This window comes from Rheinheimera sp. B2H12 (assembly GCF_059620065.1).
The window spans coordinates 3,721,405-3,736,555 of record NZ_CM184363.1 but is presented as its reverse complement, the minus strand read 5'-3'; the positions used below and the strand labels follow the sequence as shown (position 1 = coordinate 3,736,555).

Sequence of the window (15,151 nt, the reverse complement as noted above, 5' to 3'; positions counted from 1 at the left end):
TACTTTTCTTTGAGAGGGGCAATGGTTGCTTTCACTGAAAGCGGACGTTACTTAGACCGAATGGACCGCGGCTCTCGAAAATTTTGAGATATTAACGCATTGTCAGAACGCTAAAAAAGTCTGAATTATTCATTTCTCGTTTCTACAGGTTACCAGCGGTTAGACGATAACGAGATGGTCAAAATTAGTTGGCCACTACCGTGCGTTTGCGTGACCGTTTCAATTGCGACAGTTATCGCACATTGTGCTTGATTGATTGCGACACTTGTCTCAGAATCGGCGTTCTGAGTCATTTGGTGAGCCGCTACGTTTGAAAAAAGGAATATAATTTGAGCATTGTAATTAGACATTTAGAAGCATCAGATTCTCAGGATATTTTTAGCATTTATAATCAACCATCAGTGATGGAACATACATCTCAAGTTCAATTTCTCAGTTCAGACTCAGTCCAATCTTTATTTAGTCGTCCGGATTGCTATACCTTAGTTGCTGAAAAGAATTCTAAAGTTGTAGGTCACATATCATTGTTTATGACAACAAAAGCTAGGTTAAAACATAGTGCAAGCATAGCAATCGCCGTGCATCCTTCAGCTCATGGGCAAGGTGTGGGGAAAACCTTGATGCGAGAGGCAATTAACCAAGCCGATAATTGGCTTAACATTGTTAGGTTAGAGCTTGAAGTTCACAGTGATAATTTAACAGCAATAGCCCTGTATGAGCGCATGAACTTCTTGGTTGAAGGTAAAAAACGACTTAGTACATTTAAAGCAGGTCAATATTCTGACACATTACTTATGTCACGGATTAGTCCAAGATACGATCAATCAACATAATAAAAAAATTTAAAGAGCCTAAGCTTCGCGTGGGCTGCGCGTTTTACCGCTCTAAATTATATAGTTATGTGCCACTAAGGAGATGATTTCAAAAAGTACATGGTTGTTAAGAATTTCAAGCCTGGTTTGATGGAAGAGAATTACAAGGTTTACAACGCTAAAGGTCGTCAATTTCCAGACGGTTTGTATTATTTGAACTCGTGGGTAAACACAGAAAAAAATATCTGCTTTCAGTTAATGGAATCAAATGATGTGTCCCTGTTTTATGTGTTGTTTAAAAAGTGGGAACAGTTTGTTGATTTTGAGCTGTACCCGCTTGATTAAAAACGCAAAAACCCTTGTCATTCGGAACCTTGGGCCCCAGTGATGCTCACAAGTTCACGCGCATGCGCGGGACGTTATGAATTTTGAGGCGTTCATGAAAGTAATATATGAATTGAGTTCATTTCAGATTGGAGAGCTATTCGAACTGTACAAAAAAGAATGGTGGACTTCAAGTCGTACACTGGAAGAGACAAAACAATGCATAGAAGGCTCGCAGATATGTATTGGCATTGTCGATGAAAATGATTCCTTGATTGGTTTTACTCGTGTCATAACAGACTTCACTTTCAAGGCTCTCATCTTTGATGTCATCGTTGCTAATAGCTCAAGACAAGTGGGGTTGGGTAATAAACTTATTGAGTTAGTAAGGAATCATCCCAAGTTACAGGTAGTAAAACATTTTGAACTCTATTGTTTGCCTGAGTTAGAACCATTCTATAAAAAATTTGGCTTTTCGGCTGAAGTAGGCGGTATTCGTTTGATGAGGCTAAAAAATGTCTAACAACAAGTGTGTCAACCAGCCTCCAGACAAATACTAAAATGGGCGAGTATTTTTGATTGGTCGAATCTCAGGAAGGTAATAGCATGATAATGTTATCATATTTATGGGGAACCTTCAGGGGAGTTAAGCTATTCATGTGTATTGTAATGTTTCTGAGATTATCAATCATCGCTTGTGTGAGCTTTGCCTTTGCTGGCGTGGAAGCAAAGGAGCAATACCCTAAGTATATTTCAATCACTTTTGATGATGTCCCAATACACGGTGAATTTACTTTGCCGGAACAATCACTCAAAGAGATCAACCAACAACTCCTTAGTACCCTCAAAAAATATAAGATAAAAGCAACTGGATTTGTGAATGAAGGCCACCTTAAAAACGACCGCAAATTATTGCAGTCTCTGTTATCAGACTGGCACAAGCATGGTCACAATCTTGGCAACCATACATTTTCACATATTTCGTATCATCAGACTGATTTAGACTCTTATCTGGCGGACATTCAAAAGGGGGCAATAACAACACAAACTGTGCTGGGTCACCAAAAGCAAAAGTTCTTTCGCCCGCCTTATTTACATGCGGGCGCTACCAACGCAGCGCAACAATTGCTTGAGCAAAGCTTGGAAAAGTTAGCTCTCAGATTAGTCCCTGTGACGATGGAAAATGCAGATTACGTTTTTGATGCGCCCTATACAGCAAGGTTGCAAAATAAACAGATTGCAGCGGCCAGTTCTTACCAGCAGCAGTATCTTGCATTTAGCGAACGTAGATTCGATTTTTACGAGAAGGCTAACGAAAGCATGTTTGAGCAGCCTGTGCCCCAAATATTAATGCTGCATGTCAATCAGTTAAACGCTGATAGTTTGGATAGAATTCTGATGTCCTTGCAATCACGTGGTTATCAGTTTCAAAGCTTAGAGCAGACCCTACAACACCCGATATATGCTCAGCCAACTCAAGCATTCAAATTTGGCATTCACTGGCTATATCGCTGGGACAAATCTAACGGCAACAAAGTGAATTGGGCGGAAGAACCTGAGCCTTCTAAAGCTGTATTTACTGAGCATCAACAAGCCGTTAAAACACTAAAAATCGGCACGATATAAGCCAATATCTATATTAATGAGATCATCTGGCTACCTAAGTGCAGGGTGGTATTACAATTAAATGTCTAGTTTACGAAAAAAAGAATGTCCGCAAATAAGGACAATGAGACTGTCTATACCGGCAATCTAGACAGTCTGAGCGCCAGGAGCTCACTGAAAGCGGACATTTCTCACAATAATTGAACTGGGTGCTCTAGAAAATTTTGAGCCAGCACTGATTACTGAAAGGCTAACAATGCGTGCATTTTTCATTGCGGGCTTCAAGTGAACATCGATTTTTAGGCTATATAGATACTGCGAGAGTGAGTTGATCGCTCTAATAAGAATGTAGTCACTTACCTTGTGCGATATAAAAATCTAACCACAAAACTAGCGCCTTTCAGGTTTTGGCAGGTGACAACTTTCACTTCACCATCAAGCCATTGGGTAATGCGCTCGACCAATGCCAGACCCAGGCCGAATCCTGGTTTATTGCCTGCGGTGTTTTCGGCTAGTCTGACAAAAGGTTGAAACACTTTGTCCGCGTCTGTGGCAGAAATGCCTGTCCCATCGTCATTGATACAAAGTATGACATGGCCAGTTGAACTGGACAGTGTCACTTGTACTTTGTCCCGACAGTGTTTTAAAGCGTTTGTGAGCAGATTGCTCAGCATTAAACTGACATGATGCTCATCTCCCCAAATCCAATATTGATCTGGCCCGACCATCAGTTCCAGACGCGGGTCATTGGCTTTTTCCAGCTGTTGCAGTAGCAGCGGCTTTAAATCTATCCTGGATTTCGCCGTACTATCGAGTGAATGTTGCAGGCGGGAATAATGCAGCAAAGCGTTGATCAAGTCCTCCATATCATCGAGGTTTTGATTCACCCGGACTTCGTATTGGCTTCTTAAATTTGGATCTTCGGTTTCGCAAAGCGTATCCAGCCCCATTCTCACTCTGGCAAGCGGTGTGCGTAATTCATGCGATAACCCCGCGGCCAGCAACTTATTGTCTTGAATCGAGCGTCCAAGTCGTTCTGTCATCTGGTTAAATGCCAGCTCAATCTCATGCAGATACCAAAAAGAGCCTAAGGGCAAGCGGATATCTAACTTACCTTCGCCAACAGCAATGGCCGCAGTGCGCAGCTTCGCCAGACGGATGAGAAAGGGAGCCAAAAAGACCAGCAACAGGCCAAGTAAAATGCTGTAAAACCCGATTGTCAGTAGCCAGGGATTATTGGTTACAGCTGTGACTGGCGCGCTGGCGGCGTTTTTCAAGCGATTTGTCACCAGTAACACCCTTTGTGCATCGATCAGCGTATAAGCGGTGAGCCCATCCTTTGATTCAAGAAATACCGATTTATCAAGATAAATTTGTTTCATGACTGCATCGGGTAAGGGGTAGTCTTTTAATGATTGCAGCTCGTATTGCAGTTTGTTCTGCTCCGGGGAAGCTTCCGAGGCCAACGCAAACCAGCCGGACAATTGCGCAGGCTCAATACCCGATTTGAGGGCGCTTTGAATCAGCGCAACCTGGCTGAGCAAATGTTGCTGCTCGTGACTTAGTCGGTGCTCGTTTTGTTGTGGTATCAGGGCATCAAACAGTTGCCCCAGCGCGATACTGCCAACAATCACCACCAACAGCAGGGCAAGCACAAAGCGCCACATTATTGCCACACCTCTGTTGCCAACAAATATCCTTTCCCCCAAATGGTTTTTATTTTGTAGGGTTCAGCGGCATCGTCCAACAGCTTTTTGCGCAGTCTGGAGATGCGCAAGTCAATAGTCCGGTCAAAACCATCGTAATCAAAACCCCGCAGTTGTTGGCTTAACATTTCCCGACTGACGACCCGACCGGCATTTTGGGCCAGTAGCCAAAGCACTTCAAATTCTTTGCTCGACAGCTTCATCGACACGCCGTGTAAATGCACTGATAAGTCAGATTTGCAGATCTCTAAAGCCCCCAGTGCAATATGCTGTGGTGCCATAGAGGTGTCAGCCACCTTGGTCCTGCGCAGCAGTGACTTAATACGGCTTTCCAGTAAACGCCCGCGCACCGGCTTGGTAATATAGTCATCAGCGCCCATTTCTAAGCCGAGAATTTCATCAATCTCTTCATCACGGGCGGTCAGCATGATGATGGGTACCCTGGAATTCAACCGAACCCGTTTGCATATTTCGAATCCATCCATGGAAGGCAACATACCATCGAGAATAATCAGATCTGGCAGCTTCCTTGAAAGTGCATCATAAGCTTGTTTACCATCACCATAGACAGTGACTGCAAACTGCCTAGCACGCAAGTAATCGGCTATCCATTGTGCCAGCTCCTGGTCATCTTCCACTAATACGATTGATGTCATCCGCTCTCGCTTAAAACAGTCGCCAGCGCATGGCATTACTGTTGTTCTTTTTGTGCATCCAGGCATAACGAATGGTGTGGCTATACAGAGGATGTTGATTGCCCGACCTTAAGCTAATCACCATATCATCTTTGAGCGTTAATGCCTGCTGCCATTGACCCGCAGTCGCATCACTCCAGCAACTGAGTTGCTGTTGATCGGCATAAAGACAATACGCCGCCGGCGTTGGCACATGCCAGGAAACCGCTAAGTCAATATGACAGCTGTCACCTTGTTTTAAGGAAGTACATTGCTTCGGCGATACGATAAAAACAGTTGAATTTGCGTGAGTGAAACCTGGCGTTGCTATTAAGGTCAGGATGAACGTCAGGCTGAACGGAAGGGCTGCATGCGGTAGTTTTTTCATGTTCAACCCCTAGAATACATATTTGATGGCAAGGTTGACCTGACTGCCCTGGTCACTTCTGCCAGCAAAGTTACGCAGGGTATTTTGGGCCGACGGACTGTTGACGATACTGGATGCATAATGGGTGTAGCTAACGAAGCCCTCGACTAACCAGGTTTGGGAGAGTGGTTTTTTGGCGCCGATTTTATAGATAACATTCACCCCTCCCTCTGCTTGGTAGGGTTCAGGCGTGGTGGCGCTGGCCGGCTCGCCGTAGTAATAGTTGAGGATTGCAGCATTGCGGTATTGCGCCCCTAAAGAGGTGTAAAGTTGCCAGTTATCAATATTCCAGCTTTTTGCCAACCAGGCGGCAGCATACTGCCCATCGTCAGCCTCCTCATGGTTTGGCGCTATGCCATAAATAAACATCGCATCCAGTCCGGCGATAGTACCGATAGTACGAAGCCCCCAATAGCTGGTTGCGTCTCTCTCACGACCATTGCTGGATCTTAAGCGACCGTGCGCCCCCGAGATAATGGCATCAAACTCCCAGTTGCCCATGTTGGCAATGTTGTAGCCATAGGTTGGCATATTCTCGAATTTATTCGCAAAGCCGGGATACTCAATGAAAAAACCATTGCCAAAATAATAGGCACCACTCACGTCAGCGCGTAACCGAAATCCGGCTGATTGATACAAACCTTGTTCATTGTGGAGGCCAAGCCCCACCGCCAGAAAGCCACCAGCTTCACGTTTATTGCTAAAAGCGTTCGACCAGTCAACTTGGGCAGGTTCTGGATTGGCCAAGCACAAGGTACTGCAGAGTATGAGGGGAGTAAAAAGTAGTGTTTTCATGGCAATTTCTTCTGGTGGTTAAATTGCAGTCAGCCTAATACAGCAGCGCTAGTTTAACCGTATCGGATCGTGGCAAAGTGTATCAATCTGTATCATTAAAACCAAAGATAATCATAGATTTATTGATGGGACACAGCTTGATACATGCTGACACAGCCGTTTAGAAGCTGATACAACCCGCGATGGTACTACCCGCTAAGGTGGCTGCTTCTTTATCAACACGGGACATCAACATGAAAGTGAACAATCTGCGGTCTGGCATGATTATTGGCAGTTTAGCGCTGGCAGTTGCCGGTTGTGGTTCAGAGCATAAAACCAACAATAACCTCCTTCCTGTTCCGGTAAAACCTGTTGATTATCAGGCTTTACTCAATGCAGCAGCCGAAGGCGAAATACCAGGTGTGGTGCTTTATATCGAGTCACCGCAACTTTATTTTTACGGTGCGGCCGGAATGGCTGATCTCAACGATAAAACACCGATGCCAATAGATGCCCGGATCCCAAATGGCAGTGCCGGTAAAAAGCTGACAGCTTTGCTGGCTGCGGCGCTGGTGGAGCAGCAAAAACTTGATTTAGACCAACCTATCAGCAACTATCTGCCTGCTGCAATGACCAGCAGAGTTGCCAACGCTGCCAGTATAACCATCAGGCAAATGTTACAGCACCGCGCCGGTTTATTTGATTATTTAAACGATTCCAATGGTGCATTTTATGACGCTGTGCTGGCTGAGCCGGATAGCATAAAAACCGATCTATTCGCCTTACAATTTGCCTTGGATCAGCCAGCCAATTTTGCCCCTGGCCAAGGCTGGAGTTATTCAAATACCGGATATACTTTAACGGGGCTGGTGTTGGATCAGGTGCTCGGTACGCATCACTCTCAAGCCATGCGCCAGCAAATTTTCGAACCTTTGGGCTTGTCTAGTCTGAGTTACGGTGGCCTGGAAAAAAGTTACGGTCCCATCGTGCCAGGTTACTTTCACACGGGAAACGCAGTATTGGACACGCGGCAATATTATCAAAACATCGGCGTTGCCGATGCACCTGTGGTCGGCAACGCCCAAGATATGGCTAACATACTGAAATTTATTGTTGAGGGTAAACAATTCAGTCACAGCATCCATCAGTTATTGATGAGCGAAACAAGCTTTGTCAGTACCGGTCTTGGTACTCTGTCATACAGCTATGGTTTATTTAAAGAAACCATCAATGGCAAACAGGTGATCCATCATGGTGGCCGGGAGCTGGGTTATGCAACTTACAACTTCTACATCCCGGACACAAAAACGACTGTGGCGATGTTGGTCAATTGCAACGGTTATCAAGCCTGCGATGACGCGCATCACGCTTTATATCAAAAAGTGATCGGTGAACTCACTAAATAACAGCAACTGGACGGTGATAAAAAGCGGTAGACAGACCATCGCCCTATTTATGCTATCTAAGGTACATTGAATTTGGCAACCTAGTGAAAGGTTGTATGACATGCTTGGTTCAAAAACGAATGTCTGCAACTAAGGCAAATGAGACTGTCTATGCCCGCAATTTAGACAGTTCGAGCACCAGGAACTCACTGACGCTGGCATATTAAAAACTGAGCAACCTAAATCAACGCCGCTTGTTTAATCTTTGCTGCTGGAGGGGTTATGCAAAAACGTAGTACACAACAGGATTATGCCCGGCGTCTGATGCGCGTGGTTAAACTGATCTGGCAAGATCCGACGCGACACTATTCTTTGGAGCAACTCGCGGAAGCCGCCAATTTCTCGGCATTTCATTTCCACCGGATCTATCGCGACATGATGGGAGAGACAGTCAGCGCGACGCAACAACGTCTGCGGCTGCATTTTGCCTCGCGCGACTTAAAGGTGGATGCAGTGTCGCAAATTCGGGTGGCACAACGTGCTGGCTTTCAAAGTAGTGCCGCCTTTGTCCGCGCTTTTACGGCTGCTTATGGCGTCACTCCCGGCGCTTACCGGCGCCAGCGTTTGCATCTCCTCCAAGTAAAAACCAAACAGGAGAAAGATATGTATCAGGTTGAAATTCGAAAGTTAAATGCCCCAATCCAGCTGGCTGCTCGACGCCATCTTGGCCCCTTTTTAAATCTCGATGAAGCATTCAGTTTACTCGAGCTGGCAGTGGATAAATTAGCGATACCCGCTCAGCCGCGGTGGTTCGGCTTATTTTACGATGACCCGGAGCATGTCCGCCAAGGGCATGTTGGCCCCGAGCTACGCTCTGACGCCTGTGTTGAAATAACCAGCGAGTCAGACTTACCGGCATCTTTGCATCATGTACAAATTCCTGCAGGGCGCTTTGCCGTGATTGAGCACAAGGGCGCTTACAGTGAACTTGACGATGCCTATCAGTGGTTGATTGGGCCATGGCTACAACAAAGTAACGAAGAGCCTGCTTCGGTTCCGGGTATTGAGTTGTATCTGAATGATGCTCGTCAGACCGCACCGAAAGATTTGCGCACCGAGATTTGGCTGGCATTGGCAGACTAAGTAAAAGTGCAGTGAGTTGCAGACTAGGTATGGCAAGAATTGATCATCTTGCCATACCGGTCAAAAATAAGACTTTCAAATAGCGGTCGTTGCGACAAGTTGATTGGCCAGTGATGAATTTAACACCGGCACTCAGTTGCTGGAAGAATATGCAAGCCATGCCGAATTAAAGGAGTACAACCGCAAAAATTTAACACAAGTATTTCATCGAATTGGGCTAAGCCTAGCAGAGCAAGGCAAGCTGGTTGTAACTCGACTGCCTGGCAATGCACCGCTGTTGTTTTCGACTGTGGCTAGGCAGCGGGAGTAGGTTATTCATCAGAGTAAACCTGAACCAATGATCGAAGTGGAAACACCTGAAAAACGTGACATTCCATTAGGGCTGGTTGATTTTTTGTTTAAAAAAGCAGCACATTACATAGGCAGCCATAACATACAACACGCCAAGGCTAATGTACTGGTGTACACCGTATGAGGATATTTTGCCCGCCTTGCCTGCGAGTTTTTTTGCCAGCTCTACTGCTCACTTTTGAACTGGCAGGTGCTCTGGTTATTTCGTCAGCTAACTTGTGATAGTCAGCTGACATTGATTCGGGCAATGATCCGAGTTATATCTCGCTTCGCTCCTTAGTCTGAATTAGTTTAATAATTGCGTCTGCTACTAATGCTGACGATTGATAGTTTTGCCCAGTGATGATCCGGCCATCAACTTCAATGTAGGCTTGATCGGGTTTTCCAAAGTGAAAACTACCCTTATGTTCGAGCACTGTTTGTTTAATTAAAAACGGGAATTGTTTGAAATATTCGGCGGAAGTTTTTTCAAAGTCTTCCGGGTAACCGCTAATTCTTTTTCCGTCAACGAGATACTTGCCATCTTTGGTTTTCAGATGAACGATACCTGCCGTGCCATGACACACGGCCGAAATGATCCCATTGTGCTGTTCATACATATCCATGACCAATTTAGATATCTCGACATTATCGGCGACACCATACATGGCGCTACTGCCGCCAATGTAATGTACCGCACGATAATCCTTCGCTTTGAGTTGTTCGGCTTTTTTGGTGTGTTTTAACGCGAACATCAAATCACTATCAAACACATGGGCTTTAAATAGTGCATTCGACGTATCAATATAAGACAAGGGCACAGCTCCGCCTTCAGGACTTACAAAATCAACAGTGAAGCCTGCTTGCTTAAAGCGATGATATGCGTGCACGATTTCTGGAAAACTGGCACCAGCCGGTAATTTAGAGTTGCCATGGTAATGCGCATTAGAAAGGATAAATAACACCCGCATGCCATTCTGAATTGAGGCATGTTTTGTCGCTGCTTTGGTGATAATTTGCCATTGCTCGTTCCAGTATTTCAACAAAAAAACGTCAATAAACTTTGCTTGTTGGTTGGGTAATAGGATTTCAACCTTGGCGGTGGCAAGATCGCCGATGACATCGATCTGCAAAACTTCACCAATACGACCGTTAAATACGCCATGACTAGCAGGCTTATACCAACTGAGGTAGTCAGCGACCGGAACTTTGTTAAAAACCTGCCCCTTTTTTTCCAACAGTAAATCTGCGGCAGGGTGAAATGTTTTGGCAATTTGCAGCCTGTTGTTGTAAGACGTCCCTTCGATATAGTTGCTTAACACTTGTTGTATAGCTGCTATATGTTGCTGCTGTTGGCTGGTTGTGTCGGATGCCCAGCTGGGCTGCTGTATAACTATCACCATGGCAAGCGCCAAAAAGGTGGTAAATAATTTACGCATTGTTGCTCCTGTTTAAAATGGAAAAAAACCAGAGCAACCCTACGATTGACTCGCCGGAACAGCCAGCGCGAATGATGATTCAGGATGACGGATTTATAGTTCCGGTATTGTTTTTTCTTTAGAGGGGAAGGTCGCAGCTAACTGAAAGGCCTTATATTTTGCAGGTGTCATCTGGGTGTGTTTTTTAAAGGCAGCATAAAATGTCGAGAGAGAATTAAAACCAGATTTTTCCGCCAACTCGTCCATCTTCATCGACGTTTCGCCAAGCAATAAAGTTTTGGCATGCTCTATCCGGTAACCATTCACAAAGTCGTTAAATGACAAAGCAAGATTGTCATTCAGTAATTGCGAAAGTTTTGCTGTGGGCCAGCTGAGCATTTTTGCTAATTTTGGCATCACCAGATTGGGATCTAAATACACTTGATGTACATGCATAAACTGTTCAAGGTCAGCGACGAGCGGTGCTGCTGTTTCGGTGGCAATTTTCCTGTTGGCGTAGCGGGTGACCACGATAATTTTCTGTTGCTGCAGCTTTATAAACACTGTGAACCCTCCAACGCACAGCAAAAACGTGAAGGTCAATGCACCTGAGATATACGAGGTGTAAGCGCCGAAATGATAAGCGCCCCAAATCAGCATATTGCTCGATACTACAGTTAAAATCACAATAAAATCAATGTGTTTATTCCAATCCTTCAGCTTGATGCGAAGCATTTTTGGACACAATATAAAGAGTGCGAGTAAAGTGTAAGTCAGCCAAGTGTAGTTAATTATGCTATAAAATAACTCGCCCCACAGCTGCTGGTTAAGGTGATATGGGTAAAATCCACCAACCAACATAATCAGTACAAGGGGGATGAAAAGGTGCAGCCGATGCCATGAAGACTGCCGATACATCCCTACAAAATGCAAGCTATAGCAATAAAGTAACGGGCCAATCAAAAAACAGGCTGATAAGCCCAGTTGCAGGATTTGTTTGCCGATGGATGGATTAAAATGGAACAAAACCGATTTTAATACGCGAATACTCAGCATCAAAATCACCCCAGCAAGAAAGCGGTTACTCCATGCTCCTGGCTGTCGGAAGTATAAAAAAACAGCCAGTAACAGGCCATGTAAGCCGCCCAAGCCACTGAATAACAGGATGAGTTGATCTGAAATTGCCATACTAATACTTAGTTCTAAAACTGCTAATTTTTAACATAGTGTGATATTCAACTACCAAACCCGCTAGTGAGTTAAAGACTGAGCTATGGGTTTTTTAATGTGCACTAAATAAGCTATAAAAATCAAAGCGAATATGCCATCAATTGCAATTGGCAAACCGGCCATGTTGAGGTATTGATGACCTAACGAAAGAACGACCCAACGAATACTCATTTGCTAGCTGCGGCTATAGGCAGAATAAAGCAACGATACTCCGGGCGATATGCGCCAAAGATCAACATCAGGCCAATTAAGGTTATTAACGAACCCCAACTTCGCACAACCACTTCAGCAAGTGGCCCTTCCAGCATCTGCCCAAAGGTTGGTAGGAGTGCCATTTGAGGTGCGATGAATGCAAGCACCATAGTGCAAGTCATAAGCCCTGAAATCAGCATGATCCATTTGATCTTGTGTACAATAAATTGCATCTAGGTCCTCGTTATGTTTTGCATACTTTTAGCAAGCCCGCACTGACAGATAAATGTTTGTTGAGATGGATGGATTTATCATTGCACTGATAATGTTGCCCTGATCTCCAACATCACTTGCCACTGTGCATTAACTAGCGGCAGATTGGGGTTATGTCCAGCTGCTTTGACCATCACCAACTTTTTTGCGGGCGCAGTGATTTTTTTCACATAAGCTTGAGTTATTGCGGGGACGGTTACCAAATCCTCTTCTCCTTGAATAAAATAAACCGGCAGCTTAAATTCAGTGGCATTTTTAAGAAATTCAATATCATGCATCATGCCGTTTCCGATTTTTCCAGTAAGCAAGTCATAGCCTGTGTATTGTAAAAATGAGTATTCTTCGGCAGCTTCATAGGCTGCGGAGTTGGCAATCATCTCTGCCGGATCTCTTGGTTGCCACCAATGTGCTGGTGCCGTTTCAGAAACTTTGGCTTCATACTGGCGCGTGATGCGACGCAATACGCTGTTCGGTTTTTGGTAAGGTGGTGGGCCTAGCTTCGTCAGTAACGCGAGGTTCTCATTATCGTTGGCGATTCTCAGCAAATGCAGTAATTGCTGGTAGGTTGCCAGGGTATTTTCACTGCCACTGACGAGTTGTGCTGTGCCGACATAGGCGGCAAATAGCTGAGGTTTTCGTTGTACCATCGCCACACCTAGTGCGGCCCCCCAAGAGCTTCCACTTAAAATAATGGGGGTGTTCGGGAATGCGGTGGTTAGATAATGAGTCAGAGTGATACCATCGTCAGCCATTTGTGCCAAGCTCAGCGGCGTTGAGGCTGAGTCTGGGTTCTTCAGCCAAGTCTTACCGCTGGCTCGTTGATCCCATTGCACAAGGGTAAATTTTTGCTGCCAATCTTTGTAAATTGAATCGGCATAAGGACTTAAAGGGTTGGCTGGACCACCATGTAAAAACAAAATAATTGGAAATTGGCAGTTGTCGCTTTGAATTTGCAGCCACTGTGAAATTCCGCCGATCTGCACAAAACCCTCGATATTGATGGGCTCATTTTTTTTGCATAAATGTACTGGTAGCGAGTCGGAGGGTTGTGCTTGAGTGATTGAACTAAAAATACTGAGAACAGATGCTATCAGTGCTAAACAGATTAGATTTAGATGGCGTGAATTGATGGTAAATAACATGGAGCCTGCCTTTTGTTTCACTTTGATACTCGGAGTTTGCTGTTGCAACGAGCCACTTTAATGCGATTAGCATAGGCAGTTTAAATGTTGGTTTCGTCCAAAATCGCGTTTGAGGACTGGCTTTTCAGGTTTTATTTGCAATAGGCAATGGTTCAACTGGAGTTAAATCTCTCAGGAGTTAAAAAATTATGCTCTTAATGGTATGCCATGGCGCAATTGCAATTCTGTGTTTCTTGCTGGGAATGCACTTCCTGTTGACGCCGTCACAGCGTCGTGCCCCGCTGCTATTACTGGGGTTTACCTACTTATTGTATGCTTGTCAGAGTGTGTTTTTATTATTGCAACTGGCGTCGGTTGATGTGTGGGTGCTGAGTTTGCGACCAATTGGCGCTTTGTTGCTCGCACCAGCAAGCTGGATGTTTTGGCAATTTCTACAGCGAGCTGATTGCAATTGGTGCTGGCAAGATTGGATACATGCGGTGCCTGCAGCGGCAACTTGCGTGGCACTATTGACCGATTCTTCGCTGCTTGCTCTATTTGATCTGCTGTTACTCGCAAGTTTTGCTGGTTATTTGCTGGCAATTATATATCAACTGAGCAAAGGGCTCTCTGCGTTAGTGGCTCTAAAACAAGATGCCATCATTGCGTGGCGTTACTTGCTTTTGCAAGCAATTCTACTTGGAGCGAATTTACTCATTGAAGTGCTTGTATGGCTCGACCTCAGCAATCTTCAGCACTTGAATGAGGCCACTTTAGCTAACTCACCGGTGTTATTGTCCGGTGCGGTGCTATTTTTACTTGTGCATATGCTCGGAGTGTTACTCGCTCTGCAGCGGAGTCGGTTGCTCGAATGGCTGTATCAGTTGCAGTTTGTTCACACCGTTGCTCAAGGCGGGGTTGTGACTGAGCGACAAGTAGTCTTAAACCATGAGAGAAAAGTGCAAAAATTGAACCCTGAAACTCCAACAGCTGCTTGTCACGGTTTATTGATTAATCAAGAAAGCAGCGAGCAGGGTGTTCAGGACGCCGATGGCAAACTTGCTGCTTTGCTGCAGCGTTGGCTTGACCTATTGAAACAGGAACAACTGTATACCTTCGAATATGGCATCACGCTGGCGCAGGCAGCGCGAAAGTTACAAGTACCAGCCCGACAATTATCAAATGCGATTAACTTACATTATGGCGCCAGTTTTTCAGTGCTACTGAACGATCAGCGGATTGTTCACGCCCAACACTTATTAGTTTCAATGCCTGAGTTGCCAGTAACTGAAATCATCGCGCAAGCTGGCTTCGCTAGTAAATCGAATTTCCACAAAGAGTTTTTGCGGGTAACAGGGACAACTCCTACGCTTTATCGCGAGCAAAAATTGCCTCAGCCTCAGCGTTAGCGTGCAAATACGATGTGAATACTAGAGTGACTCACTGAATTCGGCTCCCTGATCATAGGTGTGATGGCATACTGAGCTCTCGAAAAAACGAATGTCCGCACCTAAGGCAAGCCAAAGCCAACATTCGTTTTTTAAAAATCCATGGTCCAGACTGATGATTTTTGTAATGCGGCACAGCCATCCTCAGCACCTGAAATATGCCAAGCTGTTGAAGGTGCCAATTCCAACCTATGCGACGGGATTGGCAATAGTTCCGGGGAAAGGTTGGTTCCAGGCCCGCTTCTGCCAGTGTAGCCAATGCAAGAATAACCCCAAATCCCGCCATCAA

15 protein-coding genes are annotated in these 15,151 nt (G+C 45.1%); 7 read left to right on the top strand and 8 right to left on the bottom strand.

The features are described 5' to 3' along the window. Positions 1-329: 329 nt before the first annotated feature. The 4 genes from AC53GJ_RS16050 to AC53GJ_RS16035 all read left to right on the top strand — a co-directional run bounded on the left by AC53GJ_RS16050 (position 330) and on the right by AC53GJ_RS16035 (position 2,762). A complete protein-coding gene (locus AC53GJ_RS16050; protein ID WP_496729196.1) occupies positions 330-833 on the top strand; it encodes a GNAT family N-acetyltransferase in 504 nt (167 codons plus the stop codon). A 99-nt stretch (positions 834-932) separates the two neighbouring features. Beyond that, positions 933-1,157, top strand: coding sequence for a DUF3303 domain-containing protein (locus tag AC53GJ_RS16045; RefSeq protein WP_496729194.1), 225 nt, complete (start codon positions 933-935; stop codon positions 1,155-1,157). Positions 1,158-1,251: 94 nt separating this feature from the next. Next, positions 1,252-1,659, top strand: coding sequence for a GNAT family N-acetyltransferase (locus AC53GJ_RS16040; RefSeq protein ID WP_496729192.1), 408 nt, complete (start codon positions 1,252-1,254; stop codon positions 1,657-1,659). A gap of 83 nt (positions 1,660-1,742) precedes the next feature. Further along, a complete protein-coding gene (locus AC53GJ_RS16035) occupies positions 1,743-2,762 on the top strand; it encodes a polysaccharide deacetylase family protein (RefSeq protein WP_496729190.1) in 1,020 nt (339 codons plus the stop codon). A gap of 335 nt (positions 2,763-3,097) precedes the next feature. Here the strand turns inward: AC53GJ_RS16035 and AC53GJ_RS16030 are convergent, their stop codons facing one another. From AC53GJ_RS16030 to AC53GJ_RS16015, 4 genes are read right to left on the bottom strand one after another with little or no spacing between them, the layout of a single operon-like run. Further along, positions 3,098-4,408, bottom strand: a complete 1,311-nt coding sequence (locus tag AC53GJ_RS16030; protein WP_496729188.1) for a sensor histidine kinase — start codon at positions 4,406-4,408, stop codon at positions 3,098-3,100. Continuing rightward, positions 4,408-5,103: a response regulator gene (locus tag AC53GJ_RS16025; protein WP_496729186.1), complete on the bottom strand. Its 696-nt coding sequence runs from the start codon at positions 5,101-5,103 to the stop codon at positions 4,408-4,410. Before AC53GJ_RS16025 ends, AC53GJ_RS16030 begins: the two co-directional genes overlap by 1 nt. A gap of 10 nt (positions 5,104-5,113) precedes the next feature. Next, complete coding sequence (locus tag AC53GJ_RS16020) at positions 5,114-5,509, bottom strand: DUF3019 domain-containing protein (RefSeq protein ID WP_496729184.1); 396 nt, start codon at positions 5,507-5,509, stop codon at positions 5,114-5,116. Between the two features lie 9 nt (positions 5,510-5,518). Beyond that, positions 5,519-6,343 carry a MipA/OmpV family protein gene (locus tag AC53GJ_RS16015; RefSeq protein ID WP_496729182.1) on the bottom strand — a complete coding sequence of 275 codons (825 nt, stop codon included), beginning with the start codon at positions 6,341-6,343 and terminating at the stop codon, positions 5,519-5,521. Between the two features lie 233 nt (positions 6,344-6,576). Here AC53GJ_RS16015 and AC53GJ_RS16010 point away from each other — a divergent pair, with 233 nt between their 5' ends. After that, on the top strand, positions 6,577-7,728 hold the full coding sequence (locus tag AC53GJ_RS16010; protein WP_496729181.1) for a serine hydrolase domain-containing protein: 1,152 nt from the start codon (positions 6,577-6,579) through the stop codon (positions 7,726-7,728). Between the two features lie 261 nt (positions 7,729-7,989). Continuing rightward, entirely contained in the window at positions 7,990-8,850 is an 861-nt protein-coding gene (locus tag AC53GJ_RS16005) for an AraC family transcriptional regulator (RefSeq protein ID WP_496729179.1), read from the top strand. 608 nt (positions 8,851-9,458) lie between these two features. Here the strand turns inward: AC53GJ_RS16005 and AC53GJ_RS16000 are convergent. From AC53GJ_RS16000 to AC53GJ_RS15985, 4 genes are all read right to left on the bottom strand, one after another. Next, the gene (locus AC53GJ_RS16000) at positions 9,459-10,619 is read right to left on the bottom strand and encodes a nuclear transport factor 2 family protein (protein WP_496729177.1); all 1,161 of its coding nucleotides are present in this window, start codon (positions 10,617-10,619) and stop codon (positions 9,459-9,461) included. 93 nt (positions 10,620-10,712) lie between these two features. Continuing rightward, positions 10,713-11,786 carry an AraC family transcriptional regulator gene (locus AC53GJ_RS15995; protein ID WP_496729175.1) on the bottom strand — a complete coding sequence of 358 codons (1,074 nt, stop codon included), beginning with the start codon at positions 11,784-11,786 and terminating at the stop codon, positions 10,713-10,715. Positions 11,787-11,995: 209 nt separating this feature from the next. Beyond that, positions 11,996-12,253 carry a hypothetical protein gene (locus tag AC53GJ_RS15990; protein WP_496729173.1) on the bottom strand — a complete coding sequence of 86 codons (258 nt, stop codon included), beginning with the start codon at positions 12,251-12,253 and terminating at the stop codon, positions 11,996-11,998. Between the two features lie 78 nt (positions 12,254-12,331). Beyond that, positions 12,332-13,435, bottom strand: a complete 1,104-nt coding sequence (locus tag AC53GJ_RS15985) for an alpha/beta fold hydrolase (protein ID WP_496729171.1) — start codon at positions 13,433-13,435, stop codon at positions 12,332-12,334. 188 nt (positions 13,436-13,623) lie between these two features. Here AC53GJ_RS15985 and AC53GJ_RS15980 point away from each other — a divergent pair, with 188 nt between their 5' ends. Then, entirely contained in the window at positions 13,624-14,823 is a 1,200-nt protein-coding gene (locus AC53GJ_RS15980) for an AraC family transcriptional regulator (RefSeq protein WP_496729169.1), read from the top strand. The last annotated feature ends 328 nt before the right edge of the window (positions 14,824-15,151 follow it).

Coding starts and splice junctions, on each gene's coding strand:
- AC53GJ_RS16045 (WP_496729194.1), top strand. CDS start 933: ATGGTTGTTAAGAATTTCAAGCCTGGTTTGATGGAAGAGAATTACAAG.
- AC53GJ_RS16040 (WP_496729192.1), top strand. CDS start 1,252: ATGAAAGTAATATATGAATTGAGTTCATTTCAGATTGGAGAGCTATTC.
- AC53GJ_RS16035 (WP_496729190.1), top strand. CDS start 1,743: ATGATAATGTTATCATATTTATGGGGAACCTTCAGGGGAGTTAAGCTA.
- AC53GJ_RS16030 (WP_496729188.1), bottom strand. CDS start 4,408: ATGTGGCGCTTTGTGCTTGCCCTGCTGTTGGTGGTGATTGTTGGCAGT.
- AC53GJ_RS16025 (WP_496729186.1), bottom strand. CDS start 5,103: ATGACATCAATCGTATTAGTGGAAGATGACCAGGAGCTGGCACAATGG.
- AC53GJ_RS16020 (WP_496729184.1), bottom strand. CDS start 5,509: ATGAAAAAACTACCGCATGCAGCCCTTCCGTTCAGCCTGACGTTCATC.
- AC53GJ_RS16015 (WP_496729182.1), bottom strand. CDS start 6,343: ATGAAAACACTACTTTTTACTCCCCTCATACTCTGCAGTACCTTGTGC.
- AC53GJ_RS16010 (WP_496729181.1), top strand. CDS start 6,577: ATGAAAGTGAACAATCTGCGGTCTGGCATGATTATTGGCAGTTTAGCG.
- AC53GJ_RS16005 (WP_496729179.1), top strand. CDS start 7,990: ATGCAAAAACGTAGTACACAACAGGATTATGCCCGGCGTCTGATGCGC.
- AC53GJ_RS16000 (WP_496729177.1), bottom strand. CDS start 10,619: ATGCGTAAATTATTTACCACCTTTTTGGCGCTTGCCATGGTGATAGTT.
- AC53GJ_RS15995 (WP_496729175.1), bottom strand. CDS start 11,786: ATGGCAATTTCAGATCAACTCATCCTGTTATTCAGTGGCTTGGGCGGC.
- AC53GJ_RS15990 (WP_496729173.1), bottom strand. CDS start 12,253: ATGCAATTTATTGTACACAAGATCAAATGGATCATGCTGATTTCAGGG.
- AC53GJ_RS15985 (WP_496729171.1), bottom strand. CDS start 13,435: ATGTTATTTACCATCAATTCACGCCATCTAAATCTAATCTGTTTAGCA.
- AC53GJ_RS15980 (WP_496729169.1), top strand. CDS start 13,624: ATGCTCTTAATGGTATGCCATGGCGCAATTGCAATTCTGTGTTTCTTG.